Origin of the sequence: Pseudomonas sp. R84, assembly GCF_009834515.1 — a bacterium.
Classification (GTDB): domain Bacteria; phylum Pseudomonadota; class Gammaproteobacteria; order Pseudomonadales; family Pseudomonadaceae; genus Aquipseudomonas.
In genome coordinates, this window is sequence record NZ_CP019426.1 from 5,967,233 (window position 1) to 5,994,031 (window position 26,799).

Below are 26,799 nucleotides of genomic sequence, written 5' to 3' on the forward strand. Positions count from 1 at the left end.
ACTGAGGGCCTATAGCTCAGTTGGTTAGAGCAGAGGACTCATAATCCTTTGGTCCACGGTTCAAGTCCGTGTGGGCCCACCAAATACGAAAGCCGTGCTAAATGCGCGGCTTTCGCGTTTCTGGCGTTTGAAAGTAGCCAGCCCACTCCACGCTGTCATACTTGCGCCCGTGAAGTGTAACTTCCAGAATGCCAGCACAGGATGTCTTTCGGATTAGGGATAAATAACCGTGTACAAACTCTCCTCGCTACAAGCTGCCAGAGGACTGGCGGCGCTTTTTGTCGTAGCGTTTCACTCACTCTTCATCAATGCCAAATATGTGCAAGGCGAAAGCCTGTTACCGGAGCTATTTGTTTTTGGCCAAACCGGCGTGGATCTGTTTTTTGTCATCAGTGGTTTTGTGATGGTTCTGGCTTTTCGCAACAAGTTTGGTCTTAAAGGCCAAGTCGCTGGCTTTCTCAAAGGGCGACTCCTGCGAATTTATCCGACCTACTGGGTTTATTTTCTCGCCCTCTTCTTTGTCGCTCAGATCAAACCTGAACTGGTCGGTGGCTCCCAAAATGGGACTGTCGACATGACGTCATCATTTTTCCTGCTCCCGGATTCAGCGTTACCGCTATTAATGGTTGCCTGGTCGCTTATCCACGAAGTCTGGTTTTATCTGGTGTTTGCCTTGATTCTTATACTGCCGGCCAAGTGGATGACCCATGCATTTGCGTTCTGGCTAATCACGATCATCGGCGTTTCGATCTTCACCCATACGTCAGACAACCCCTATCTTCGAGTGATGTTCCATGAGTTCTCCATTGAATTCATCTTCGGCGCCTTGGCCGGAATCGCATATCTGCGGCTTTCGCTGGTTACCTCACCGCCCCTTTTCAGCATTCTCCTGATGGTACTGGCTGGACTGGCCGGCCTCGTCTACGCACTTGCTTCAGACGTAGTCGGCGACGCCGATGTCATTCAATCGATAACCCTGGAGCGTGCATTTGCGATCGGTGGCGGTTACACGCTTTTACTGTTGGCGTTTGCACTGCTGGAAGCAAAAGCTAAATGGATGGCATCCGGTCTGCTCAGATCGGTCGGAGATATGTCCTACTCGCTATACCTGTCGCATGTTCTGACACTCAGCGTGTGCGGGCGCCTCTGGGTCATGACGGGACTTAACGGTAACAGCGTCTGGCATGCGCTATTGTTCTGGGCGGTGTCCTACACTGCAGTGCTTGTGGTGGCTTACTTCAGTTATCAGTTGATAGAGCGCAAATTGTTGAATCTCTCGCACCACTTTCGACTGCCTGTACGCGCGTAAAAAAACCGCGCTTTTGCGCGTTTTTTTCAGGTCTGAGTTCAGCTTCATCACCTGCAAGCGGTCCGCAGACTGAGCCTGTAACATGCGCAGGCCAACTATCCGCGCCAATGGAGCCGCCCTTGCCAGACATCCGCCCGCCCGTGCTCGATGAAATCGATCGTCAGTTGATCGCCGCCCTGCAGATCAATGCCCGTGAGAGCGTGGCCATGCTCGCCCGGCAATTGGGCATTGCGCGCACCACCGTGACGTCGCGTCTGGCGCGGCTGGAAAGGGCTAAAGTGATCACCGGTTATGGCGTACGCCTCGGCCAGCGAGTGGTCGACGGCGGCTTGCAAGCGTATGTCGGGATCAAGGTACAGCCACGCTCTGGCAAAGAGGTGCTACGCCGGTTGAGTGCAATGGCGCAGGTGCAGCAGTTGTGTGCGGTGAGTGGGGAGTTTGACTATGTCGCCTGGTTGCGTACGGATTCGCCGGAGCAACTGGATCAGTTGCTGGATCAGATTGGCGGAGTGGACGGGGTGGAGAAGACCACGACGTCGATCATTTTGAGTAGCAAGATTGATCGAGGGCAGCCGGTCTAAGATTTTGATCGGGCTTCTCCGGTGAATTCCAGTGCCTCTTCGCGAGCAGGCTCGCTCCCACATTTTGGTCGGTGTGCAGTCTAAAATCGTCATATTGATCGTTAATCTGGCAAAACGACGACAATTTGCGTCTTATTAACGTGTTCTACGCTCCCTAGAATGGCTGGCATCTTTTCCTATACTCAGACGCGCATCCGCGTCGGGTCGCCAGCAAGGTCAGCCATGAACAAGAACAATCGCCATCCTGCAGACGGTAAGAAGCCAGTCACCATTTTCGGCCCGGACTTTCCGTTCGCGTTCGACGACTGGATCGAACACCCGGCCGGTCTCGGCAGCATTCCTGAGCACAATCACGGCGCTGAAGTGGCGATCGTCGGCGCTGGAATCGCCGGGTTGGTAGCCGCATACGAGTTGATGAAACTCGGCTTGAAACCGGTGGTTTACGAAGCCTCGAAACTGGGTGGCCGTCTGCGCTCGCAGGCTTTCAACGGCACCGACGGCATCGTCGCTGAACTCGGTGGCATGCGCTTCCCGGTGTCCTCCACCGCGTTCTATCACTACGTCGACAAGCTCGGTCTGGAAACCAAACCGTTCCCGAACCCGTTGACGCCAGCCTCCGGCAGCACCGTGATCGACCTGGAAGGCAAAACCCATTACGCACAGAAGCTGGCGGATCTGCCTGCACTGTTTCAGGAAGTGGCTGACGCCTGGGCGGATGCGCTGGAGGCCGGTTCGCAATTCGCCGATATCCAGCAGGCTATTCGCGATCGCGATGTACCCCGTCTGAAAGAGCTGTGGAACACGCTGGTGCCGCTGTGGGATGACCGCACGTTTTATGACTTTGTCGCCACCTCGGAAGCCTTCGCCAAACTGTCGTTCCATCACCGCGAAGTGTTCGGTCAGGTTGGTTTCGGCACCGGCGGTTGGGACTCGGACTTCCCCAACTCGATGCTGGAAATCTTTCGCGTGGTGATGACCAACTGCGACGATCACCAACACCTCGTGGTCGGCGGCGTCGAGCAAGTGCCGCAGGGCATCTGGCGGCATGTGCCGGAACGCTGCGTGCACTGGCCCGAAGGCACCAGCCTGAAATCCCTGCACCGTGGCGCGCCGCGCTCCGGCGTGAAGAAAATCGCCCACGCGCCAGATGGCCGTTTCGCGGTCACCGACAACAACGGCGACACCCGCGAATACGCCGCCGTGCTGACCACTTGCCAGAGCTGGCTGCTGACCACGCAGATCGAATGCGACGAAAGCCTGTTTTCGCAGAAGATGTGGATGGCCCTGGACCGTACGCGCTACATGCAGTCGTCGAAAACATTCGTGATGGTCGACCGGCCATTCTGGAAGGACAAAGACCCGGAAACCGGCCGCGACCTGATGAGCATGACCCTCACCGATCGCCTGACCCGTGGCACGTATCTGTTCGACAACGGCGACGACAAGCCGGGCGTGATCTGCCTATCGTACTCGTGGATGAGTGACGCGCTGAAGATGCTCCCGCATCCGGTGGAAAAACGCGTCGAACTGGCGCTGAACGCGTTGAAAAAGATCTACCCGAAAGTCGACATCGCTGCACGGATCATCGGCGATCCGATCACCGTGTCGTGGGAAGCCGACCCGTACTTCCTTGGCGCCTTCAAAGGTGCCCTGCCCGGCCACTATCGCTACAACCAGCGCATGTACGCGCACTTCATGCAGGACGAGATGCCGGCCGAGCAGCGCGGGATTTTCATCGCCGGCGACGACGTTTCGTGGACTCCAGCATGGGTCGAAGGCGCAGTGCAGACGTCGCTCAACGCGGTGTGGGGGATCATGAAGCATTTCGGTGGCTCGACACATAAAGCGAACCCCGGCCCGGGTGATGTGTTCAAAGACATCGGCCCTATCGCCCTGCCCGAGTAAGAGGAATCCCTGATGCGTGTAGCCCTTTACCAATGTCCACCGCTGCCACTGGACCCCGCCACCAACCTGCAACGCTTGCATCAACTGGCGATGGAGGCCAAGGGCGCTGACCTGCTGGTGCTGCCGGAGATGTTCATGACTGGTTACAACATCGGCGCCGAAGCGGTCAGCACATTGGCCGAGGTCTACAACGGTGAATGGGCGCAGCAGATCGGACGAATCGCCAAAGCCGCAGGTTTGGCGATTGTTTACGGCTATCCGGAGCGCACTGCCGACGGGCAGATCTACAACGCCGTGCAGTTGATCGATTCGCACGGCGAGCGCCTGTGCAATTATCGCAAGACGCATCTTTTCGGCGATCTGGATCGTTCGATGTTCAGCCCCGGCGATGATCATTTCCCCATCGTCGAACTCAACGGCTGGAAACTCGGCTTCCTGATCTGTTACGACCTGGAGTTTCCGGAAAACACTCGCCGTCTGGCACTCGCCGGCGCCGAACTGATTCTGGTGCCGACGGCGAACATGATTCCGTTCGACTTCGTCGCCGATGTCACCGTGCGTTCGCGCGCCTTCGAAAACCAGTGCTATGTGGCCTACGCCAACTACTGCGGTCACGAAGGTGACATCCATTATTGCGGGCAAAGCAGCCTCGCCGCGCCTGATGGCAGCCGCACCGCTCAGGCCGGACTCGACGAAGCATTGATCATCGGAGAACTGGATCGCCAGCTAATGATCGATTCGCGCGCTGCCAATCGCTATCTCAGCGACCGCCGTCCGGAGCTTTACGCCGCGCTGAATCAGCGCTAATCCGCTAGCATTGGCACTTCACTGTTCTGGAAGTGCCCATGCCTGCGCCGACTCACCCCCGCCCTCACACTGAAACCCTGGCCAACGGCTTGCGCGTGACCCTGCGTCATGCGCCCGGCCTGAAGCGTAGCGCCGCCGCTCTGCGCGTGGCTGCCGGTAGTCATGACGTGCCGTTGGCGTGGCCGGGACTGGCGCATTTTCTTGAGCATTTGCTGTTTCTCGGCACCGAGCGTTTCCCGGCGAATGAAGGGCTGATGGCTTACGTGCAAGGTCACGGTGGCCAGGTGAATGCCAGCACCCGCGAACGCACCACTGATTTTTTCTTTGAGTTGCCGACACAATCGTTCAGCGCTGGGCTGGAGCGTCTGTCAGACATGCTCGCCAGGCCGCGTAAGAATCTGGACGATCAGTTGCGCGAACGCGAAGTGCTGCAAGCAGAATTTGTCGCTTGGTCGCAGGATACTGCGGCGCAGCAGCAGTTTGCCGTGTACGAAGGTTTACCGGCAGAGCATCCGTTGCGCGGATTTCATGCAGGGAATCGTGACAGCCTGCAAGTCGAACAGCCCGCGTTTCAACAGGCCTTGAAGGACTTCCACCAGCAGTTTTATCAGACTGGGCAGATGACCCTGAGCCTGGTCGGACCGCAGAGCCTCGCAGAACTAAAAGCACTGGCTGAACAATTTGCGGCGGTTTTGCCCGTTGGGGATAAAGTTGCGCAGGCGGCATCCCTACCGCTGGCGGTAAAAAGTTATCAACAGCTCGGTGAGCGACGCGGCAACCTGATGTTTGCGTTCGATGCCTTGCCTGAGTCGTCTGTCGAGGCTTTGGCGTTTCTTTGCCATTGGATGAACAGCACCAAACCCGGCGGGTTACTGGCGCATTTGCAGCAGCAGAATCTGGCTGATGGTTTAAAAGCTGCGCCGGTCTATCACTTTGACAGCCAGGCGTTGCTGCATCTGGAGTTCATCGCAGCTTCCGAATCGTTAAACGCCATTGGCGCGCAGGTGCTGGATTGGCTGAGTTTCTTTGCTCAACAAGATTGGGCGCCACTGCGCAAAGAATACGCAACTCTGCTTCAGCGCCAGCAGCAAGTCAGCGGCGCGCTGCAGTTGGCGCGACTCGACAGTGAACAGTTGGAAAATGGCCTGTCTGAGGCAGGCGTTGAGGCCCTTGTTCACATCCTCGGTGAAATCGGCACTGTGGATAACTTCAGCGATCACTGGAGCCTGCCTGCTGCCAATCCTTTTCTGCGAGCCAGCGAACCCTTGGCCAACGCCGGACTGATTCGCGGCCAGACCAGCGCCCACCGGGGGCTGCGCACGTTCGCTCAGGATCGCTCACGCGGTCGTCGTGAGCGCTCGCCGATGCAATTCAGCCAGGCGCTGCCAGACACTGGCGATGAAGGTGCGATCTATCTGCGTTGGCAAGTAGAAGCCGCAGCCGGTGCTGATCTGCAATCGCGGTTGCAGCGCAGTCTGCAGCAAACTCAGCAAGACGCGCGGGAGGCCGGTGTCGGTCTGTCTTTCAGCGTCTCTGGCAATCAATGGCTGCTGAAGCTCACCGGCCTGCAAGAACCGATGCCCAGTGTCCTCGAACACGCGCTGAAATGTCTGACGCAAGTTGATGCGGATTCCCTGCGCAGCGAGCCGGAAACGCCGCTTGTCGCCATCCGCCAGCTGCTTAAAGCGCTGCCGGAACATGTTCTGCAATCAGCCGAAACCGGCGACGACGCTAAACACCTGTGGACAACTTCGCGCTGGGACGGCCTAGCTCTGGGACTTAACCAGCAGACGCAATCCGCCATGGGCCTGGCCTTGAGCCGTATTCCCGGGATCCCTGACAATCAGTTGGCTGCGCCGACGACGATTCCCGCGCAAAAACTCTGGCGACATATCGATACCGTCTCCAGCGAACACGCCTTGTTGCTGTGCTGCCTGCCCCCCAGCCGCGACATCACCGACGAAGCCGCGCGGCGACTATTGGCGCAGTTGTGCCAGACACCTTTCTACCAGCGCCTGCGGGTCGAATTGCAATTGGGCTATGCAGTATTCAGCGCACTGCGCCAGATTCACGGGCAAACGGCCATGCTGTTCGGCGTGCAATCCCCAAGCAGCGCACCAGGGGAACTGCTAGGCCACATTCAGCAATTCCTCGAAACCCTTCCAATGCGAATCGAACAATTGGATGAGGCGAGTTTTGAACAGCAGCGCAAGAGCCTCGCCGATCAATTCGACGACGCTAACCTGTCCAGCAAAGACGCCGCCGAACTGCTTTGGCAGGCCAGGCTTGCAGGTCACTCGTCGGATTATCTTGAGCAATTGATCGCCGCCATCGGCCAACTGGATAGCCAGACATTACTCAGCGCTGCTCAGCGTTTAGTCAACGCCGAAGGCGGCTGGCTCTGCCTTGCCAGCGATCCAGCGCCCGAAACCCCGTGGCAAGCGACAAATTGATCATTACCGAGGCTGCAAGGAGCTTTCTCAAAGATTCATGGGCATTTACCCGGAAATTTTGAGTAACATAGCAGCCTAACTATTTGGAACATCTATGCGCTGCCGTGGACTATAACTATGGACAGCGCTATCCCACCCACCCTGAAGGAGACACCCATGTCCTGGACAAAACCTGCTTACACCGACCTGCGTATCGGCTTCGAAGTCACCATGTACTTCGCCAGCCGCTGAGTTCTGCTTACGTAGAATTGCAGTGCAACGCCTCGGCTCGCCGGGGCGTTTTATTTTCCGCGTTGAAATGATGGAGTGTTCATGTTCGTCCAGATTCTGGGTTCGGCCGCTGGCGGCGGTTTTCCGCAGTGGAACTGCAACTGCGTCAACTGCGCAGGCTTTCGCGACGGCAGCCTGAATGCCAAGGCCCGCACCCAATCGTCCATCGCGATCTCCGATGACGGCGTGAACTGGGTGTTGTGCAACGCCTCGCCGGATATCCGCGCGCAGCTGCAAAGCTTCGCCCCGATGCAACCGGGACGCGCCCTGCGTGACACCGGCATCAGCGCGATCATCCTGATGGACAGCCAGATCGACCACACCACCGGCCTGCTCAGCCTGCGCGAAGGCTGCCCGCATCAGGTCTGGTGTACGGACATGGTTCACGAAGACCTCAGCACCGGTTTCCCGTTGTTCAAGATGCTCACCCACTGGAATGGCGGGCTGGACTGGAACCGCATCGAACTCGACCAGAGCTTCACCGTGACCGCATGCCCGAACCTGCGTTTCACCCCGCTGCCATTGCGCAGCGCCGCGCCGCCGTACTCGCCGCACCGCTTCGATCCGCATCCGGGCGACAACATCGGTCTGATCGTTGAAGACCTGAACACTGGCGGTAAATTGTTCTATGCGCCGGGTTTGGGCAAGGTCGACGCGCCGTTGCTGGAGATCATGGCGGGCAGCGATTGCCTGTTGGTCGACGGCACGATGTGGGATGACGATGAGATGCAGCGCCGTGGCGTTGGCACTCGCACCGGTCGCGAGATGGGCCACCTGGCGCAAAACGGGCCTGGCGGCATGCTCGAAGTGCTGGAGCAGTTGCCTGAGCAGCGCAAGGTACTTATCCACATCAACAACACCAACCCGATTCTCGATGAAGATTCGCCGGAGCGTGCCGAGCTGGCGCGGCGTAATGTTGAAGTGGCGTTCGATGGCATGAGTATTGTGCTGTAAGCATTTGAGACCGCTGCGCGGTCTATCGCGAGCAGGCTCACTCCTACATTGGAATGCGATCACCTGTAGGAGTGAGCCTGCTCGCGATAAGGCCGGCACAGACACCAGATATTTCTAGGGTTGTTCCCCGGAGAACCGCAATGACCGACACCCCGCTGTCCCCCGCCGAATTCGAAACGGCCCTGCGCGCCAAAGGCGCCTACTACCACATCCACCACCCGTACCACGTGGCGATGTACCAAGGCCGCGCCACTCGCGAGCAGATTCAGGGCTGGGTCGCCAACCGCTTCTACTATCAGGTGAACATCCCCCTGAAAGACGCGGCGATCCTTGCCAACTGCCCGGACCGCGAAATCCGTCGCGAGTGGATCCAGCGCCTGCTCGACCACGACGGCGCCCCCGGCGAAGACGGCGGCATCGAAGCCTGGCTGCGTCTCGGCCAAGCGGTGGGTCTCGACCCGGATCAACTGCGTTCCCAGGAACTGGTACTGCCCGGCGTACGTTTCGCCGTCGACGCCTACGTCAACTTCGCCCGCCGCGCCAGCTGGCAGGAAGCCGCCAGCAGTTCGCTCACCGAACTGTTCGCGCCGCAGATCCACCAATCGCGCCTCGACAGCTGGCCGCAGCATTACCCGTGGATCGACCCGGCCGGCTACGAATACTTTCGCACCCGCCTTGGTCAGGCGCGGCGCGATGTCGAGCACGGTCTGGCGATCACGCTGGAGCACTACAAGACGCGCGAAGGTCAGGAGCGCATGCTGGAAATTCTCCAGTTCAAACTGGACATTCTTTGGAGCATGCTCGATGCCATGAGCATGGCCTACGAACTGAACCGTCCGCCGTATCACAGCGTGACCGAACAACGCGTCTGGCATAAAGGAATCACCTTATGAGTTTCGACCGCAGCAAAGTCCCGACCTGGCGTCCCGGCTACCGCTTCCAGTACGAACCGGCGCAAAAAGGCCACGTGCTGCTGTACCCGGAAGGCATGATCAAGCTCAACGACAGCGCCGCATTGATCGGTGGTTTGATCGACGGTGAGCGCGATGTGGCGGCGATCATCGCCAAACTCGATGAACAGTTCCCCGGCGTGCCTGAGCTCGGTGACGACATCGAGCAATTCATGGAGGTTGCCCGTGCGCAGCACTGGATCGAACTTGCCTGATCTGCCGCCCAAACCTGAAGTCGGCCTGCCGCTGTGGCTGCTCGCCGAGCTGACCTACCGCTGCCCGCTGCAATGCCCGTACTGCTCCAATCCACTGGATTTCGCCGAGCAGGGCAAAGAGCTGAGCACCGAGCAGTGGATCAAAGTCTTTCGCGAAGCGCGGGAGATGGGCGCGGCGCAACTGGGCTTTTCCGGTGGTGAACCGCTGGTGCGGCAGGATCTCGCCGAGCTGATCCATGAAGCGCGACAGTTGGGTTTCTACACCAACCTGATCACCTCAGGCATCGGTCTGACCGAGCAGAAAATCAGCGACTTCAAGAAGGCCGGCCTCGATCACATCCAGATCAGTTTTCAGGCCAGCGACGAGCAAGTGAACAACCTGCTCGCCGGCTCGAAAAAAGCCTTCGCGCAGAAGCTGGAAATGGCCCGCGCGGTTAAGGCCCATGGCTATCCGATGGTGCTGAACTTCGTCACCCATCGGCACAATATCGACAAGATCGACCGCATCATCGAGCTGTGCATCGCGCTGGAAGCCGACTTCGTCGAACTCGCCACCTGCCAGTTCTACGGTTGGGCGCAGCTCAATCGTGTCGGCCTGTTGCCGACCAAGGAACAACTGGCGCGTGCCGAACGCATCACCAACGAATACCGCGCAAAACTGGAAGCCGAAGGGCATCCGTGCAAGCTGATTTTCGTCACCCCCGACTACTACGAAGAACGCCCGAAAGCCTGCATGAACGGCTGGGGAAGCATCTTTCTGACGGTCACGCCGGACGGCACCGCCCTGCCCTGCCACGGTGCCCGGCAGATGCCGGTGCAATTTCCCAATGTGCGCGATCACAGCATGCAGCATATCTGGTACGACTCGTTTGGCTTCAACCGCTTCCGCGGTTACGACTGGATGCCCGAGCCGTGCCGCTCCTGCGACGAGAAAGAAAAAGACTTCGGCGGCTGCCGCTGCCAGGCATTCATGCTCACCGGCGATGCGAGCAATGCCGACCCGGTGTGCAGCAAGTCCGAACATCACGGCGTGATTCTCAAGGCTCGCGAAGAAGCCGAGACCGCCACTCAAACCATCGAACAGTTGGCCTTTCGCAATGAACGAAACTCACGCCTCATCGCCAAGGGCTGAGCCTTTCAGCGCCTCGCAAGCCGTCGCTGCCGGCATGGACTTCGCCGAGCTGCAGCTCGGCGCTAATGGGCTGTTCTGGAATGAATATCGTCCGGAAGATGCCGCGTGCCGGATCTGGCATTGGCGCGATGGCGTGGCGAAATGTCTGACGCCGGATGGCTTCAGTGTGCGCAGTCGCGTGTACGAATATGGCGGTGGCGCGTTTTGTCTGACGCCGGATGGGGTGGTTTTCGTTGCTGAGGCGGATCAGCAGTTGTATCGGCAGAGGATGGATGGAAAACCTGAGGCGCTGACCTCGGGTGAGTGTCGTTATGGCGATCTGCATTTCGCTTTCGGTCAAGTGCTGGCGGTAGAAGAACAGCACGATCAGCATCGACTGGTAGCGATTGATCTGGCTGACGGCAGTCGACACTTGCTGGCTGAAGGTGTGGATTTTTATGCTGCGCCAACCCTCAGCCCGGATGGCCAGCGTTTGGCTTGGGTCGAGTGGAGTCGCCCGCATCAGCCGTGGACCTCGACTCGGTTGATGGTCGCTGAACGCAGGACCGACGGCGCATTCAGTTCGCCGCGATGCGTTGCCGGCGGTGAGATTGAAGAATCCATTCAACAACCACGATTTGATGCTCAAGGTCAGTTGTATTGCCTGACTGATCGCGGTGGTTTCTGGCAGCCGTGGGTTGAGACTTCCGACGGCTTGAAACCATTGCCCGCTGCTCAGGCCGATCATGCACCGGCGCCTTGGCAACTCGGCGGCTGCACCTGGTTTCCTGTTGGGGATTGCGTTCTCGCCAGTTGGAGCGAAGGTGGTTTTGGGCGCCTTACGCTTGGCGATGAAGATTACACGGGGGATTACTGCCGCTTCCGCCACTTGGCGCTGGATGCACAGAACATCTACTGCATCGCCGCGTCGCCGATCAGCCCTTCGGCGGTCATCGCTATTGATCGAACGAGCCGCGAAGTGAAAGTGCTGGCCGGTGGTGTTGCGCCCCTGCCCGCTGAGCGCATCAGCCGTCCGCAAACCCTGCGCTACCCAAGCGGTTCGGGCGAAGCGCACGGCTTCTTCTATCCAGCCATGAGCGGCGAGACAAAACCGCCGCTGGTGGTGTTCATCCACGGTGGCCCGACATCGGCCTGCTACCCGACGCTCGACCCACGCATTCAATACTGGACGCAACGCGGCTTCGCCGTCGCCGATCTCAACTATCGCGGCAGCAGCGGTTATGGCCGGGAGTATCGTCAGGCGTTGCATCTGAGCTGGGGTGAGGTGGATGTCGAGGATGCTTGTGGCGTCGTTGCGTATCTTGCCGAACAGGGCTTGATCGACGGGGAACGGGCATTCATTCGAGGTGGCAGCGCAGGCGGCTACACCACGTTATGTGCGCTGGCGTTCAAACACGTCTTCCGCGCCGGAGCGAGTTTGTACGGCGTTAGCGACCCGATTGCATTGGCTCGGGCAACGCACAAATTCGAGGGTGATTATCTGGACTGGCTGATCGGCGATCCCGAGCAAGACGCCGAACGCTACGCCGCCCGCACGCCATTACTGCATGCCGACGACATCCGCGTGCCGGTGATTTTCTTTCAGGGCGAACTGGACGCAGTGGTTGTCCCGCAACAGACTCGCGACATGGTCACGGCCCTGGAGCAGAACGGCATCCCGGTCGAAGCCCATTACTACCCCGACGAACGCCACGGCTTCCGCCGCGCCACCAATCAGGCGCATGCGCTGGAACAGGAGTGGAAATTCTATCGACGGGTGATGGGATTTACAGACTGAAACCCTCTCCCTGTAGGAGCTGCGGCACGCTGCGATCTTTTGATCCTGATCCTCGAATTAAAATCAAAAGATCGCAGCGTGCCGCAGCTCCTACAGGTTTATGCCGCTGACTCAGCGCTTGGCGATGATGTACACCGCATGCACGATCCCCGGAATATACCCGCACAACGTCAGCAGAATGTTCAGCCAGAACGCCCCGCCAAACCCGACCTGCAGAAACACGCCCAGTGGTGGCAACAGAATAGCGATGATGATGCGAATGAAATCCATGGGGCAGCTCCTGTATGGGGGTTGGCTCACTTGAGCCATACAAGCTAATCGACCTGCGCCGTTCGTCAGGGTTCAGTGCAACTGCCATTTGATCGCCATCACCTCACAAAAAAACGCCCCACGCCAAAAGAGTCAGGCGTGGGGCGTGCGTTATACCGCGAGACGGTTCTTGGAATCGGGTAGGAAACTTCAGTTCAAACTGCAATCCCCTTGCGGCATTGCAGTTGTGCGGTGCGCACTCGCGAGAAGGCGCGGCCCAGGCGCAGGAGCATTTCGTCGATGTTGGCTTTGCTGACCGTGAGTGCCGGGGTGAAGCGCAGGCAGTTGGCTTGCGGGGCGTTGAGCAGCAGGCCTTCGTGGAGGGCGGCGTGGACCACAGCTTCGGCGCAATCGTCTGACAGGGTCAGCCCGTAGAAAAGGCCTTGGCCGCGCAGTTCGCCGTGGTCGTAGCGGTGCGCCAATCGGGTAAGGCCTTCACGCAGATGCTGGCCGTTGTCGTTGACCTGCTGGAGAAAGCTGCGGTCGTGCACGCTGTCGAGTACCACTAAACCGGCCGCTGTCATCAGCGCATTGCCGTGATGCGTACCACCGAGTTCGCCCGCCTCAAAACAGCATGCATTGCCCCGTGCCAGCAGTGCCGCCAACGGCACACCGCCGCCAAGCCCTTTGCCGAGCACGACGATATCGGCGCGCACGCCGTAGGATTGTTCTGCGAGCAAGGTGCCGCAGCGACCTAAGCCAGTTTGCACTTCGTCGAGAATCAGCAGAATGCCCAATTCGCGGCACAGTCGTTCGACACCTTTAAGGTAATGCCCGGTTGCCGGAACAACGCCGGCATCACTTTGGATCGGCTCCAGCATGATCGCTACAGTCTGCGCATCGACCGCCGCGTGCAACGCCGGCAAGTCGTTGAACGGTACCAGATCGAAACCCGGCAGCAACGGCGCAAACCGGTTGTGCAGGTTGCAGCTGTCCGAGGCGGAAATTGTCGCCAGACTGCGACCGTGACAACCCTGCTTCGCGACAATGATCCGCGAGGCGCCGCCGCGATGCAGCTGCCCCCACTTGCGCGCGAGTTTGATCGCTGCTTCACAGGCTTCGCTGCCGCTGTTGAGCAAGTAGGCCTGATCGCTGAAAGTGGCGGCGCACAGACGCTCGGCAAGGCTGAGCATGCCGCGATTATGCAGATTGAAACCGGGATTGATCAGCGCTTGCGCCTGACTGCTGATGGCTTTGACCAATGCCGAAGGGCTGTGGCCAAGGCTATTGGCACCGCCGGCCTGGGAAAAATCGAGGTAAGCGCGGTCGTTACTGTCCCACAACCATGAACCCTGCCCCCGGACGAACACCTGTTGCGGCCTTTCGACGCTGGGCATCAGCCTTTCAGCGCTAGGATTTTCGCTGCTTTCAGCGGGATCGGCCTCGAAGGCGAGGTCATCAAGACTCGGCATCTGGCGCCGCAAACTGAACAGATTCATTGGAAAAAGCCTCTTTCGAGGTTTTTTGAACTGCCTATGCAAACACTATCGAAGCGAACGCTATTCATCGCGCTTTCTGGCCCTGTAAGCCTTGTGAATGCGGTTAGACTAGGCTCACCCAGGCTTGCGGGCCATTTCGATTTATCAGCATTTTCGATAAGCGTTACTTATGGATTTCAAACAACTGCGTTATTTCGTCGCGGTCTACGAAGAAGGCCATGTCGGCCGTGCCGCTGAACGCCTGTCGATCTCGCAACCGGCGCTGTCGCAGCAGATCCGCCAGCTCGAACAGAACCTCGACGTCACCCTGTTCGAGCGCAGCAGCAAACGCCTGCTGCCTACCCTCGCCGCGCACACGCTGTACAACCACGCTTTGCCATTGCTCGACGGCTTGCAACGGGCGCGCGAAGCATTGGGCAACTTCAAGGGCCAGGCCTTGCGCACGCTGGCGATCGGCGTGCTGCAAACGGTGCACACGAGTCTGGTGCCGCAAATGCTCGAGCGGGTGCGCAAGGCGCAGCCGCATCTAGTGGTGCAGATTTATGAATTGACCGGACTTGAGATCGAGCGGCGTCTGCTCAACGGGTCGCTGGACATCGGCATCAGTTATCTGCCGCCGCGCCAACCGGGGCTGCATGGGGTGATGTTGTACGAAGATGAACTGACACTGGTGATCCCGGCGGATCATCCGTTGCGCGAATTCAAGAAAGTCTCGATGCGCCAGGCTGCTGAATTGCCGATGTTGCTATTGGGCGAAGAGTTTCAGATTCGCCAGATCTGGCAGGCGCAACTCACTGCCCTCGGGCGACGTCCGCAGGTGCAGGCCGAGTTGAATAATATGGTGGGGATTCTCGACAGTCTGCCGCACACCAAACTGGCAACGGTGCTGCCGGGCCGTTCGCAGAAGGAATACGACGATCAGGATCTGCTGTGGAAACCGCTGAGCGAGCCACGGGTGCCGCTGAAGGTTGGGCTGGTCTGTCGCGATGTGCAGCGCCAGCAGGCACCTTTGGCGCTGTTGCAGACATTGCTGGAAGAAGTGATGGAGCGCGAAGTAAAGCCAGCGCTGGATCCGTTGGCCTGACTACTTTTCTACAGGCAAAAGAAAACCCCGCCGAAGCGGGGCTTTGCAGACTGTTTCCCTGACATCCATTTCACTCCGCCACCCTGGCAGAATCCTACGTGTCCGTGTTGTTGCTTTGCGCTTCCTGCGCGACGTCCATGAAATGTAGATTAGCCGTGGATCCAATCCGCGCATATGGGAGAACAGCAGCACGTCATGTAAGAGAATGCTTACATGACGTCATCGCATCAGAATTGCGCCGCATCCAGCAGGAACAGCGACTCGCTACCGGCCTTCACCGACGTACTCAACGAGTGAATACGCGGCAGCAAACGGGCGAAGTAGAAGCGCGCGGTGCCCAGTTTGCTGGCATAGAAATCGTCTTGCGCTTCTTTGCCCAGCGAAGCTTTGGCCATCAATGCCCACATGTAGGCGTACGCTGTGTATCCGAATGCTTGCAAATATTCGACCGAAGCCGCGCCGATTTCGTTCGGGTTGTTTTTCGCCCGATCCAGCAGCCACGAGGTCAGCTCGTCGAGGGTGTCGACGGCATCGTTCAGCGGTTTGGTGAATTCGCCCAGATCGGCGCTGGCCGTCGCGGTGAAATGGCGGATCTCGTCAGCGAACAGCTTGTAGAAAGCGCCACCGCTGCCGACGATCTTGCGCCCGACCAGGTCCAGTGCCTGAATGCCGTTTGTGCCTTCATAGATCTGGGTGATGCGCACGTCACGTACCAGTTGCTCCTGACCCCACTCGCGGATGTAGCCGTGGCCGCCGAAAATCTGCTGGCCGTGCACGGTGGTTTCCAGACCCAGGTCGGTGAGGAATGCCTTGGCCACAGGCGTCAGCAACGCGACCAGATCTTCCGCACGTTTGCGCGTGGTGGCGTCTTCGCTGAACTTGGCGGTGTCGAGTTGCATTGCCACGTAGGTGGAAAACGCACGGCCGCCCTCGTTCGAGGCTTTCATGGTCAGCAGCATGCGCCGCACGTCCGGGTGGACGATGATCGGGTCAGCGACTTTGTCTTTGTTCTGCGCGCCAGTCGGCGAACGGCTTTGCAGACGGTCGCGGGCGTATTCGACGGCGTTCTGATAGGAGCGCTCGCCGGTGGCCAGACCTTGGATGCCCACGCCCAAACGCTCGTAGTTCATCATGGTGAACATCGCGGCCAGACCTTTATTCGGCTCACCGACCAGATAGCCCACGGCTTCATCGAAGTTCATCACACAGGTCGCGGACGCCTGGATGCCCATTTTGTGTTCGATCGAACCGCAGTTCGCCGGGTTGCGCGCGCCCAGGCTGCCGTCGGCGTTGACCATGAACTTCGGCACCAGGAACAGCGAGATGCCCTTCGGGCCCGCCGGGGCGTCCGGCAGCTTGGCCAGCACCAGGTGAATGATGTTTTCGGTGAGGTCGTGTTCGCCACCGGTGATGAAGATCTTAGTGCCGCTGACTTTGTACGACCCGTCGGCCTGAGGCTCGGCCTTGGTGCGAATAATCCCCAGGTCGGTGCCGGCGTGCGGCTCGGTCAGGCACATCGAGCCGGCCCAGACGCCAGCGTACATGTTCGGCAGGTACGCGGCTTTCAGCTCTTCGCTGGCGTGGGCGTTGATCGACAGGCAGGCGCCGGCAGTCAACATCGGGTACAGACCGAAGGACAGGCTGGCAGAGTTGACCATTTCTTCGACCTGCGCCGACACGGCTTTGGGCATGCCCATGCCGCCGAACTCGGGATCACCGCCCACGCCGACCCAACCGCCTTCGGCATAAGTCTGATAAGCCTGTGGGAAACCGGCCGGAGTGGTGACGGCGCCGTCGGCCCAATGGCAACCTTCTTCGTCAGCCGCACGGCTCAGCGGCGCGATGCTTTTGCTGGTGACCTTGCCGGCCTCTTCGAGAATGGCTTCAACGGTTTCGGCGTCGACAGTCTCGGCCAGCGCCGGCAGTTCGGCCCAGAGTTTGGCGACCTCGAACACTTCATTGAGGACGAAGCGCATATCGCGCAGCGGCGCTTTGTAGTCAGCCATGGCAAACCTCGCAAGATCTAAACGGTGATTCGTGGAAGGGTGTTTTCGTTGAGCCGGAGTGTACCTCAACAACTTTTGCGACACATAGGGTCAACCGGTGACTGCTTTGTTATTTTTAGTCACCAAAAAAGATCACAGCCTACGCCAGCGCCTACAGGTAAAACGCGATCCTATGTAGGAGCTGCCGAAGGCTGCGATCTTTTGATCTTCCTTAAAGCGCAAACAGTTCAGCAGGCAGCTTCATCAAACAATCACTCCCCGCCTCGATCGCCATCCGATGCGCCGCCGTACGCGGCAACAAACGCTTGAAGTAAAACTCGCACGTCGCCAATTTCCCGCGCAGGTAATCCGCCTCGCCCTCGCCCGCCTCCAGCTGCGCCTGCGCCACCAACGCCATGCGCAACCACAGATAACCGAGAATGATGTACCCGCTGTACATCAGGTAATCCACCGACGCCGCGCCCACTTCATCCGGATTCTTCATCGCCGCCATGCCGACCTTCATGGTCAGGTCGCCCCACTGCTGGTTCAACTCATTGAGTTGCGCAAGGAAACTGCCCAGTTGCGGATGCTCGGCGTTGGCTACACAGAATTTGTGGACGATTTTGGTGAAGCCACGCAGCAACTTGCCCTGACTGCCCAACACCTTGCGCCCAAGCAGATCCAGCGCCTGAATGCCGTTGGTGCCTTCGTAGATCGGTGCAATCCGGCAATCGCGCACCAACTGTTCCATGCCCCATTCGCGAATGAAGCCGTGGCCACCAAACACCTGCATGCCGTGGTTGGTGACTTCCAGCCCGGTGTCGGTCATGAACGCCTTGCAGATCGGCGTGAGGAACGCCAACAGGTCTTCGGCTTCCTGACGCGCCTCGGCATCGTTGCTCAGGTGCGCGACGTCGAGCATCTGCGCGGTGAAATAGGTCAGCGCGCGGTTGCCTTCGTTGAAGGCCTTCATGGTCAGCAACATGCGCCGCACATCCGGGTGGACGATGATCGGGTCGGCGGCCTTGTCCGGAGCTTTGGCGCCGGTCAGCGAGCGCATCTGCAACCGATCGTTGGCGTATTTGATCGCGCCCTGGAAACTTGCCTCGCCCAGACACAAACCCTGCATACCGGTGCCGAGGCGCGCGTGGTTCATCATGGTGAACATGCAGTTCAGGCCTTTGTTCGCCTCGCCAATCAGATAGCCCTTGGCGCCGTCGAAGTTAAGCACGCAAGTGGCTGACGCCTTGATGCCCATCTTGTGTTCGATCGAACCGCAGGAAACGCCATTGCGCTCGCCTGCTTCGCCCGCCGCATCCGGCAAGAACTTCGGCACGATAAACAGCGAAATCCCTTTAGTCCCGGCCGGTGCGTCCGGCAGTTTGGCCAACACCAGATGGATGATGTTGTCGCTCATGTCGTGCTCGCCGGCAGATATGAAAATCTTGCTGCCGGTGACTGCATAACTGCCGTCAGCTTGAGGCACGGCGCGGGTCTTGATGATGCCTAGGTCGGTGCCGCAATGGGCTTCGGTCAGGCACATGGTGCCGGTCCACTGGCCGGCGGTGAGTTTGTTCAGGTAGGTTTCTTTTTGCTCGGCGCTGCCATGGGCGTGAATCGCTGACATCGCGCCGTGAGTCAGCCCCGGGTACATGCCCCAGGACGTGTTGCTGGAGCCGACCATTTCGCTGATCACCAGCCCCAGCGAACTCGGCAGGCCCTGGCCGCCGTAGGTCGGGTCTGCGGCCAGACCGTGCCAGCCGCCCTCGACGTATTGTGCGAAAGCCTGCTTGAAGCCTGTAGGCGTTGTCACCACGCCATTGTCGAAATGGCAGCCCTCTTCGTCACCGCTGCGATTGAGCGGCGCCAGAATGTTCTCGCAGAACTTCGCGCCCTCTTCAAGGATCGCGTTGATCATGTCCGGGCTGGCGTCGTGCGCACCGAGGGCGGCGTAATTGGCGTGGAAGTCGAAGACGTGGTCGATCAGAAAGCGCATGTCGCGCAGGGGAGCTTTGTACTCAGGCATGGTGGCTTCTCCGTCAGCAGATTTCTCCAACCTACTGCCGGCCACCACGCCCCACAATCATTGTGCAGACGCTGAATGCGCCGTCATCACTCAACCTGCGGCCGTGTCCATGCGCACCGCGCCGCGGCGGTTCTGGCCGAATGCGACCACGCAGTTACGTCCTGCGCCTTTAGCCGCGTAAAGCGCTTCGTCGGCAGATTTCAGCACTTGTTCCGGATTGCGCTGCTCCACTCGTTCAGCGACGCCGATGCTCACCGTCACCGATACGCTGGAGGCACCCGAGCCGGCACGACGCTGACGACCCTGTTGGTCATCCTGCGGGCGGTTCTCCTGATTACGCAGCTGAATGCTGTAGGAAGCAATCGACTCGCGGATCACTTCAAGATGCGGCATGCACTCTTCAAGGGTTTTGCCTGCAAACACCAGGGCGAATTCCTCACCACCATAGCGATACGCCCTACCGCCACCGCTGATTTTCGACAGCTTGCTCGCGACCAGACGCAGCACCTGGTCACCGACATCGTGGCCGTGGGTGTCGTTGAATTTCTTGAAGTGATCGACATCGCTCATCGCCAGTACGTAATTGCGCCCGAGACGCTGCATGCGTTCGTTGAGGGCGCGACGACCCGGCAGACCGGTGAGTTCGTCGCGGAAGGCCATTTGATAAGCCTCGTGCGCAACTGCAGCGGCAATCATCAACATGACCTGACTGCACATGATGTTCAGGGTGAACGGCAGGATGAAGGTTTTCGGCAACATCCAGAACACGCCGAGCAGGCCGACCAGTTGCGCCGCGTGCAGCGGGCGCGGATTGCGCCAGTATTGCCAGGCGAGCAACAGGAATGCCGAGATAAACACCGGGTAGGACAGCTGGATCAGGCTCATCCACGCGCCGTGCAGCGCCGGCCAGCGGATTTCCGAGAGCCACATCAGCAGTGCCTGGGGATAACTTTGCTCAAGGCCCAACGCGACACTGCCAAAGGCCAGCAACACGGCGAAGCGCGCAACCATGTCCTGAAACAGATGCGTGCGCTCCTGCCACGCCGCGAACAGGCCGAACAGCAGCGGCAGCAGCAAACAGACGAGGTGGAACACCACGGCAGCGTCTTCGCGGACCTTGCCGTTGTCGCGGTAATAATCGGTCTGGGTATCGAGCAGGAAGTAGGCGATGTACACCGTGAGCATCAGAAACAGTTCGCGCTGACGTCGGTAAACCGCGCAATAAGCGCCACCCAACAGCAACACCAAGGTCGGCAACACATTGAACAGCGAAGTGAAGAACACACTGAGGTCTTTGACGTACGCAGCCGCCAACCCCGCAAGTAACAACAGCAGTGATGGTAGGAAATGGCTGAAACGTACAGCGGAAGAACGCGGCAAGGGTAAAGCTCCGACCCGTCATATCAAAGAGATGGCATTGTGCCTGCAATGTGACCAGTTAAGCACACACAATGTGATCCAGATCACACGCAGTCTCTTTAACGGCCGGAAACGCTGATTTCTGAGCCTTCGGCCAAGGTTTTTTGCCCCCTTGGAGATGAAATCTCCTTCATGGCCATCATGCTTGATGGCCACGTCGGGAATTTCTTTCAGGAATACCCACGACCGGAGGAAATCCGCGCATAAAAAAACCGCTGCCCCAAGGGAGCAGCGGTTTTTCAATAGACCGCGTTAAGGCTTAGTAGCCCAGTGCGAAGTCTTCCTCTTTCATGTCCATCAGGTTGTTGGCGCCCGACAGCATGGTCGCCACGTGCGTACGGGTACGCGGCAGGATGCGCTGGAAGTAGAAGCGCGCGGTTTGCAGCTTGGCGGTGTAGAACGCTGCGTCGCCCGTGCCTTCTGCCAGCTTTTCAGCGGCCAGACGCGCCATGTCGGCCCAGAAGTAAGCCAGGCAGGCATAACCGGAGTACATCAGATAGTCCACGGAGGCCGCGCCAACTTCTTCGCGATCTTTCATGGCGGCCATACCGACCTTCATGGTCAACTCGCCCCACTCTTTGTTGATGGCTGCCAGCGGTGCAACGAACTCTGCAACGGCTTCGTTGCCTTCGTTGTTCTGGCAGAACTTGTGAACGATCTTGGTGAAGCCTTTCAGGGCCTCGCCTTGCGTCATCAGCACTTTACGGCCGAGCAGGTCGAGTGCCTGGATACCGGTGGTGCCTTCGTACAGCATCGAAATGCGGCTGTCGCGAACGTTCTGCTCCATGCCCCACTCGGCGATGAAGCCGTGGCCGCCGTAGATCTGTACGCCGTGGTTGGCGGATTCGAAACCGACTTCGGTCATGAACGCTTTAGCGATCGGAGTCATGAAGGCCAGCAGTGCGTCGGCTTTCTTTTTCTCTTCTTCATCGACGCCGTATTTGACGATGTCGACCTGTTTGGCGGTGAAGTACACCATCGCGCGGTTGCCTTCGGCGAAAGCCTTCATGGTCAACAGCATGCGGCGTACATCTGGATGCACGATGATTGGGTCAGCGGCTTTGTCCGGCGCTTTCGGGCCAGTCAGCGAGCGCATTTGCAGACGGTCGCGAGCGTATTTCAGGCCACCCTGGAAACCGATTTCGGCATGGGCCAGACCTTGCAGTGCAGTCCCCAGACGAGCGGTGTTCATAAAGGTGAACATGCAGTTCAGACCTTTGTTCGCCGGGCCGATCAGGTAACCAGTAGCGCCGTCGAAGTTCATCACGCAGGTGGCGTTGCCGTGAATGCCCATCTTGTGTTCCAGCGAACCGCAAGTCACAGCGTTGCGTGCACCGACGGTGCCATCGGCATTCGGCATGAACTTTGGAACGATGAACAGCGAGATGCCTTTGGTGCCAGCCGGTGCGTCCGGCAGGCGGGCCAGCACGATGTGGACGATGTTGTCGGCCATGTCGTGTTCGCCGGCCGAGATGAAGATCTTGGTGCCGGAAACCTTGTAGGAACCGTCGGCCTGAGGTTCGGCCTTGGTGCGCAGCATGCCCAGGTCGGTGCCGCAGTGCGGTTCGGTCAAGCACATGGTGCCGGTCCATTCGCCGGAGACCAGTTTGGTCAGATAGGCTTCTTGCTGCTCTGGAGTGCCGTGCTCGGAGATGGTGTTCATCGCACCGTGCGACAGGCCTGGGTACATGCCCCACGACCAGTTGGCTTCGCCAACCATTTCGCTCACTGCCAGACCCAGCGACTCCGGCAGGCCTTGGCCGCCGTGCTCAACGTCGTGCGCCAGGCTTGGCCAGCCGCCTTCAACGAATTGCTTGTAAGCCTCTTTGAAGCCGGTCGGGGTTTTCACGCCGGACTCGCTCCAGGTGCAACCTTCGAGATCGCCCACGCGGTTCAGCGGTGCCAGTACCTGCTCACAAAACTTGGCGCCTTCTTCGAGAATGGCGTCAACCATGTCCGGAGTTGCGTCTGCGCAAGCCGGAAGGCTCTGATAGTGCGCTTCGTAGCCGAGCAGTTCGTCACGAACGAAGCGAATATCACGCAAGGGGGCCTTGTAGTCAGGCATAGCGATAAACCTCTGCTGATGTAACCGGGAATGAACGACCGTGTTGATTTGTTGTGACGGTCAAACAGTTGTTTGAAACATACGTTTACGCCGAAATCTTGTCAAGCATCGATCTTTTGCCGTTCGTCCCCGCATCTTTCAAACAGCGGACGCAGCAAACCGCCATAGACTTGAACGAGCCACGGGCGCTGAAAAAAGATTAGTTGAGGGAGAAGGACTTACAACGAAAAACGCCGCGACAAGGCGCGGCGTTCAAAATGCAGATTGGAAAAAGATCAGGCAAACGTATCGATGATTGTACCGAGCACTTCGTCGGACGCCTTGGCGACCTTCACGCCCAGCTCTGCCTGGATCTTGCCCTGGGACATCTCGACCATATTGCTGGCCAGATCCGATTGCTGGGCACGATCCACACCGCGTAGACGGTCAACCTGCACTTCGGACGACTGGCTGGTCACCGAGCGCTCGATAGTATTGTTGGCAATCTGGCTGGCAGCCTGATCGACGCGGTTCTGCCCGTTCTGAATCGAGCTCAGACCTGCATAAAAAGCTGTGTTACCGGAGATTTCCATAACATTTCTCATCCTTGGGAAGGATCAATGACGCCATTGAAGCAGAGGCGCCAGAAAAACACCCGTCAAAAACACTAATAGCACAGTGCCTGCCCATAGAGAAAAGCTTAGTCGAGCAGATCCAATTGCAAATGATCCGCCACCGCTTCCGCGCTCAAGGTCTTGAGTTTAGGCACGCGCCCCAGACACGGCGCCGGAATCCGCTCGGCCAGCGTCGCGAGGTTTTCTTCCAGCCGCGAAGTCTTCGGATCAATGATATTCGCCACCCACCCGGCCAACTGCAGCCCATCACGGGCAATCGCCTCGGCCGTCAGTAACGCATGACTGATGCACCCCAGCCGTACGCCCACCACCAGAATCACCGGCAGCTTCAGCGCAATCGCCAGATCCGATAGATTGTCCTGATCAGCCAACGGCACCCGCCAGCCGCCCGCGCCTTCGATCAGAGTGAAATCGGCATTCATCGCCAGAATCTCGCGCATCGGCGCCAGCAGCGATTGCACGGTCAACGCTACTCCGGCCTCGCGCGCTGCCAGGTGCGGAGCAATCGCAGGCTCGAACGCCACGGGATTGACCTGTTGATAAGTCAGCGGCAGCGAACATTCGGCCAACAGCGCCAACGCATCGGAATTGCGCAGCCCCTTGGGCGTCACTTCACACCCTGACGCCACCGGTTTGCCCGCCGCCGTACTCAGCCCCGCAGAACGTGCCGCATGCAGCAACCCGGCGGCAACGGTGGTCTTGCCGACGTCAGTGTCGGTTCCGGTGATGAAATAGGCTGCGCTCATACGGGTTTCTCCAACACGGCGTAGACCACCTGATAAGTCGCCGGCAACCCCGACGCCTCACGGAACTGCTCGTAAGCTTCCACCAGCCCGAGAATCCGCGCCCGCCCGGTCAAACCACCCGGCCTTCCGGGATTCAAATTGTGTGCACCCAAGGCTTTCAATTCATGGGTCAGACTGCGGACATCCGGGTAATGCAATACGTGCGGTTGTTGCTTCAGGCTCAACGCCCGTAAACCGCTGGAGGCACATAACTGCTCATAGCGGGCGAACTCGCGGAAGCGGTTGACGTGCACCAGCCCGTCGACCTGCCGCCAGCTGTCGCGCAACTCAAACAGCGTCCCTACACAAAGACTAGCAAACGCAAAAATCCCGCCCGGTTTCAGCACGCGAAAGGCTTCGCTGAGCACCGCATCGAAGTCCGCGCACCACTGCACGGCGAGGCTGGAGAAAATCAGATCGCAGGTTGAATCCTGCAACGGCAGCCGCTCCGCATCGCCAGCAATGAAATGGTCGGCGCCGCCCAATGGCCGCGCGTGATTGAGCATGCCCTCGGCAATGTCCAGCGCCAGACCGTGGCCCTCGGCAAACCGCGAAGCCAACGCGCGGGTGAAATAACCCGTGCCACAACCCAGATCCAGCCAACGCGCCGGCACGAATTCCTGCGGCAAACGCTCAATCAACTGTGTACCGACATCACGTTGCAACTCGGCGACGCTGTCGTAACTGGCCGCCGCGCGGGAAAAAGAGGCCGCGACCTGGCGTTTGTCAGGCAAGCCGCCAGGCAGCACAAGAGACAAATCAGTCATCACCGCACTCATGTAGAAAAGCCTGGATAGCACCCGCCAGTCCGTGGGGGTCTTCCAGAAGAAACGCATGACAGGCCTGTTCGATCAGACCTATTTCGATATCCGGCAACAGGGCGAACAACGCCCCCGCCGCTTCCGCCGGGACCAGAGCGTCCTGTCCGGCGAACAGATGAAATTGCGGACCGCGAAATGCTTGCAGTGCTTCGCGGGTGTCCAGTTGCGCGAGCAATTCCAGGCCCGCCATCAGCGCCGCCGGCGCGGTGTTCGGCGCGCCGCCCAACAGTAATCGCGACAAGCCGCGCGGATCTTGCGCGCCTTGAGCACAGAGCAGCGAGAACCGTTTGAGAGTTGTGCGCGGATCGGCCTGGCAACCGGCGAGAAACGCATCGAAGGTCTCGCCGGGCATCGCGTTCGGCCACTGTTCATGGGCAACGAAGGAAGGATTGCTCGCCAGCGTCAGCAAACCGCAGCAACGCTCGCCACGGCGCGCCGCCAGTTCGGACGCGAGCATGCCGCCCAGCGACCAGCCACCGAGCCAAACGTCTTGAGGAATACGTTCATCGAGTTCATCGAGCCAGTCTTGCAGGTCGCTGGAATCCAGCTCCGGCAGCGGCTCGATTTCCACGTTCAGATGCTCGTCGAGCCCTTGCAATGCTGCGGCCAGAGGCTCCATCGGCGACACACCGAGACCCCAACCGGGCAGCAGAATCAGGCGATCACGCATGGCTTGGCTCCGACGACAGTTGGGCAAAGCAATCGGCCAGTCCCTCTAACAATAGCTGCACCTGCGCCTCGCTGTGCGCGGCGGTCAGGGTTACGCGCAAGCGAGCGCTGCCGGCAGGCACGGTCGGCGGACGAATTGCGGTGACCATCAATCCGCGCTCGCGCAACATCTGCGACAGGCGCACCGCGCGCCCGGCATCGCCAATCATGATCGGCTGAATCGGCGTGAAGCTGTCCATCAGTTCCAAGCCGATCTGCTCGGCGCCCTGGCGGAACTGGCGAATCAACGTTTGCAGATGCTCACGACGCCAGTGTTCAGTGCGCAGCAGCTCCAGACTTTTCAGCGTCGCGCAGGCCAGCGCCGGTGGCTGGCTGGTGGTGTAGATGTACGGACGGGCGAACTGGATCAGGCTTTCGATCAGCTCTTCACTGCCCGCGACGAAGGCGCCTGCTGTGCCGAACGCTTTGCCGAGGGTGCCAACCAGTACCGGCACATCCTCCTGACTCAAACCGAAATGCTCGACAATCCCGCCGCCATTCGCACCCAGCGGCCCGAAACCGTGAGCGTCATCGACCATCAACCACGCGCCTTTGGCCTTGGCTTCACGGGCCAGCGCCGGCAGATCCGCGAGGTCGCCGTCCATGCTGAACACACCGTCGGTGACCACCAACGTATTGCCGGTGGCTTTCTCCAGACGTTTGGCCAGACTCACCGCGTCGTTGTGCAGATAGCGATTGAAACGCGCCCCGGATAACAGACCCGCATCCAATAACGAAGCGTGATTGAGGCGGTCTTCCAGCACCGTGTCGCCCTGCCCGACCAGAGCCGTAACGGCACCAAGGTTGGCCATGTAGCCAGTGGTGAACAGCAACGCACGCGGGCGACCGGTGAGGTCAGCCAATGCTTCTTCCAGTGCGTGATGCGGGCCGCTGTGGCCGATAACCAGATGCGATGCACCGCCACCGACGCCCCAGCGTTCAGCACCGGCGCGCCAGGCTTCGATGACTTGCGGGTGATTGGCCAGACCGAGGTAATCGTTGTTACAAAAGGCGAGCAACGGTTTGCCGTCGACCACCACTTCAGGTCCCTGCGGGGACTCAAGCAGCGGGCGCTGGCGATAGAGGTTTTCGGCACGACGAGCAGCAAGGCGTGCGGCGAGATCGAAAGACATGCAGGCCTCGACTTTTTTAATGACACACATCTTATGTAGGAGTGAGCCTGCTCGC

At 59.2% G+C, this 26,799-nt stretch carries 23 protein-coding genes and 1 tRNA gene; 13 read left to right on the forward strand and 11 right to left on the reverse strand.

Annotated elements, in window-relative coordinates:
- Positions 1-5 precede the first annotated feature (5 nt).
- The 12 genes from PspR84_RS26475 (at position 6) to PspR84_RS26530 (ending at position 12,353) form a co-directional block, all read left to right on the forward strand.
- Positions 6-82, forward strand: a tRNA-Ile gene (locus PspR84_RS26475).
- A gap of 147 nt (positions 83-229) precedes the next feature.
- On the forward strand, positions 230-1,309 hold the full coding sequence (locus PspR84_RS26480) for an acyltransferase (protein WP_160059660.1): 1,080 nt from the start codon (positions 230-232) through the stop codon (positions 1,307-1,309).
- Positions 1,310-1,428: 119 nt separating this feature from the next.
- On the forward strand, positions 1,429-1,890 hold the full coding sequence (locus PspR84_RS26485) for an Lrp/AsnC family transcriptional regulator (RefSeq protein ID WP_160059661.1): 462 nt from the start codon (positions 1,429-1,431) through the stop codon (positions 1,888-1,890).
- Positions 1,891-2,112: 222 nt separating this feature from the next.
- Positions 2,113-3,795: an NAD(P)/FAD-dependent oxidoreductase gene (locus PspR84_RS26490; protein ID WP_064388224.1), complete on the forward strand. Its 1,683-nt coding sequence runs from the start codon at positions 2,113-2,115 to the stop codon at positions 3,793-3,795.
- Between the two features lie 12 nt (positions 3,796-3,807).
- On the forward strand, positions 3,808-4,602 hold the full coding sequence (locus PspR84_RS26495) for a carbon-nitrogen hydrolase family protein (protein ID WP_160059662.1): 795 nt from the start codon (positions 3,808-3,810) through the stop codon (positions 4,600-4,602).
- 38 nt (positions 4,603-4,640) lie between these two features.
- Positions 4,641-7,055, forward strand: a complete 2,415-nt coding sequence (pqqF, locus tag PspR84_RS26500) for a pyrroloquinoline quinone biosynthesis protein PqqF (protein WP_160059663.1) — start codon at positions 4,641-4,643, stop codon at positions 7,053-7,055.
- A 156-nt stretch (positions 7,056-7,211) separates the two neighbouring features.
- Entirely contained in the window at positions 7,212-7,286 is a 75-nt protein-coding gene (gene pqqA, locus PspR84_RS26505) for a pyrroloquinoline quinone precursor peptide PqqA (protein WP_003422658.1), read from the forward strand.
- Positions 7,287-7,367: 81 nt separating this feature from the next.
- Positions 7,368-8,279, forward strand: coding sequence for a pyrroloquinoline quinone biosynthesis protein PqqB (gene pqqB / locus PspR84_RS26510; RefSeq protein ID WP_160059664.1), 912 nt, complete (start codon positions 7,368-7,370; stop codon positions 8,277-8,279).
- Between the two features lie 140 nt (positions 8,280-8,419).
- Entirely contained in the window at positions 8,420-9,172 is a 753-nt protein-coding gene (pqqC, locus tag PspR84_RS26515; protein ID WP_160059665.1) for a pyrroloquinoline-quinone synthase PqqC, read from the forward strand.
- The gene (gene pqqD, locus PspR84_RS26520; RefSeq protein WP_007910068.1) at positions 9,169-9,444 is read left to right on the forward strand and encodes a pyrroloquinoline quinone biosynthesis peptide chaperone PqqD; all 276 of its coding nucleotides are present in this window, start codon (positions 9,169-9,171) and stop codon (positions 9,442-9,444) included. Before pqqC ends, pqqD begins: the two co-directional genes overlap by 4 nt.
- Complete coding sequence (pqqE, locus tag PspR84_RS26525; protein WP_160059666.1) at positions 9,416-10,576, forward strand: pyrroloquinoline quinone biosynthesis protein PqqE; 1,161 nt, start codon at positions 9,416-9,418, stop codon at positions 10,574-10,576. The genes pqqD and pqqE overlap by 29 nt, the downstream gene beginning before the upstream one ends.
- Positions 10,542-12,353, forward strand: a complete 1,812-nt coding sequence (locus PspR84_RS26530; RefSeq protein ID WP_160059667.1) for a S9 family peptidase — start codon at positions 10,542-10,544, stop codon at positions 12,351-12,353. The genes pqqE and PspR84_RS26530 overlap by 35 nt, the downstream gene beginning before the upstream one ends.
- Positions 12,354-12,464: 111 nt before the next feature.
- On the opposite strand, the gene PspR84_RS26535 is transcribed toward PspR84_RS26530, so the two are convergent.
- Together PspR84_RS26535 and PspR84_RS26540 are read right to left on the reverse strand one after the other, a co-directional pair.
- Positions 12,465-12,623, reverse strand: a complete 159-nt coding sequence (locus PspR84_RS26535; protein WP_003228885.1) for a YqaE/Pmp3 family membrane protein — start codon at positions 12,621-12,623, stop codon at positions 12,465-12,467.
- Positions 12,624-12,817: 194 nt separating this feature from the next.
- Positions 12,818-14,101 (reverse strand): aminotransferase class III-fold pyridoxal phosphate-dependent enzyme, encoded by a 1,284-nt coding sequence (locus PspR84_RS26540; RefSeq protein WP_160059668.1) that lies wholly within the window; start codon positions 14,099-14,101, stop codon positions 12,818-12,820.
- Positions 14,102-14,270: 169 nt separating this feature from the next.
- On the opposite strand from PspR84_RS26540, the gene PspR84_RS26545 reads away from it, so the two are divergent.
- Positions 14,271-15,185 carry a LysR family transcriptional regulator gene (locus PspR84_RS26545; RefSeq protein WP_077574788.1) on the forward strand — a complete coding sequence of 305 codons (915 nt, stop codon included), beginning with the start codon at positions 14,271-14,273 and terminating at the stop codon, positions 15,183-15,185.
- Between the two features lie 227 nt (positions 15,186-15,412).
- On the opposite strand, the gene PspR84_RS26550 is transcribed toward PspR84_RS26545, so the two are convergent.
- The 9 genes from PspR84_RS26550 to bioF all read right to left on the reverse strand — a co-directional run bounded on the left by PspR84_RS26550 (position 15,413) and on the right by bioF (position 26,744).
- The gene (locus PspR84_RS26550; protein ID WP_160059669.1) at positions 15,413-17,191 is read right to left on the reverse strand and encodes an acyl-CoA dehydrogenase C-terminal domain-containing protein; all 1,779 of its coding nucleotides are present in this window, start codon (positions 17,189-17,191) and stop codon (positions 15,413-15,415) included.
- Positions 17,192-17,402: 211 nt separating this feature from the next.
- On the reverse strand, positions 17,403-19,199 hold the full coding sequence (locus PspR84_RS26555) for an acyl-CoA dehydrogenase C-terminal domain-containing protein (protein WP_160059670.1): 1,797 nt from the start codon (positions 19,197-19,199) through the stop codon (positions 17,403-17,405).
- Positions 19,200-19,289: 90 nt separating this feature from the next.
- The gene (locus PspR84_RS26560; RefSeq protein ID WP_095050296.1) at positions 19,290-20,579 is read right to left on the reverse strand and encodes a GGDEF domain-containing protein; all 1,290 of its coding nucleotides are present in this window, start codon (positions 20,577-20,579) and stop codon (positions 19,290-19,292) included.
- A 298-nt stretch (positions 20,580-20,877) separates the two neighbouring features.
- Positions 20,878-22,683 (reverse strand): phenylacyl-CoA dehydrogenase, encoded by a 1,806-nt coding sequence (locus tag PspR84_RS26565; RefSeq protein ID WP_077574793.1) that lies wholly within the window; start codon positions 22,681-22,683, stop codon positions 20,878-20,880.
- A 275-nt stretch (positions 22,684-22,958) separates the two neighbouring features.
- Complete coding sequence (locus PspR84_RS26570; RefSeq protein WP_160059671.1) at positions 22,959-23,255, reverse strand: pyrroloquinoline quinone biosynthesis protein PqqE; 297 nt, start codon at positions 23,253-23,255, stop codon at positions 22,959-22,961.
- Between the two features lie 107 nt (positions 23,256-23,362).
- Positions 23,363-24,043: a dethiobiotin synthase gene (bioD, locus tag PspR84_RS26575; protein WP_134178024.1), complete on the reverse strand. Its 681-nt coding sequence runs from the start codon at positions 24,041-24,043 to the stop codon at positions 23,363-23,365.
- Positions 24,040-24,849 carry a malonyl-ACP O-methyltransferase BioC gene (gene bioC, locus PspR84_RS26580; RefSeq protein ID WP_160059672.1) on the reverse strand — a complete coding sequence of 270 codons (810 nt, stop codon included), beginning with the start codon at positions 24,847-24,849 and terminating at the stop codon, positions 24,040-24,042. Before bioC ends, bioD begins: the two co-directional genes overlap by 4 nt.
- Complete coding sequence (locus tag PspR84_RS26585) at positions 24,842-25,573, reverse strand: alpha/beta fold hydrolase (protein ID WP_160059673.1); 732 nt, start codon at positions 25,571-25,573, stop codon at positions 24,842-24,844. The genes bioC and PspR84_RS26585 overlap by 8 nt, the downstream gene beginning before the upstream one ends.
- The gene (gene bioF, locus PspR84_RS26590; RefSeq protein WP_137217376.1) at positions 25,566-26,744 is read right to left on the reverse strand and encodes an 8-amino-7-oxononanoate synthase; all 1,179 of its coding nucleotides are present in this window, start codon (positions 26,742-26,744) and stop codon (positions 25,566-25,568) included. Before bioF ends, PspR84_RS26585 begins: the two co-directional genes overlap by 8 nt.
- Between the last annotated feature and the right edge of the window lie 55 nt (positions 26,745-26,799).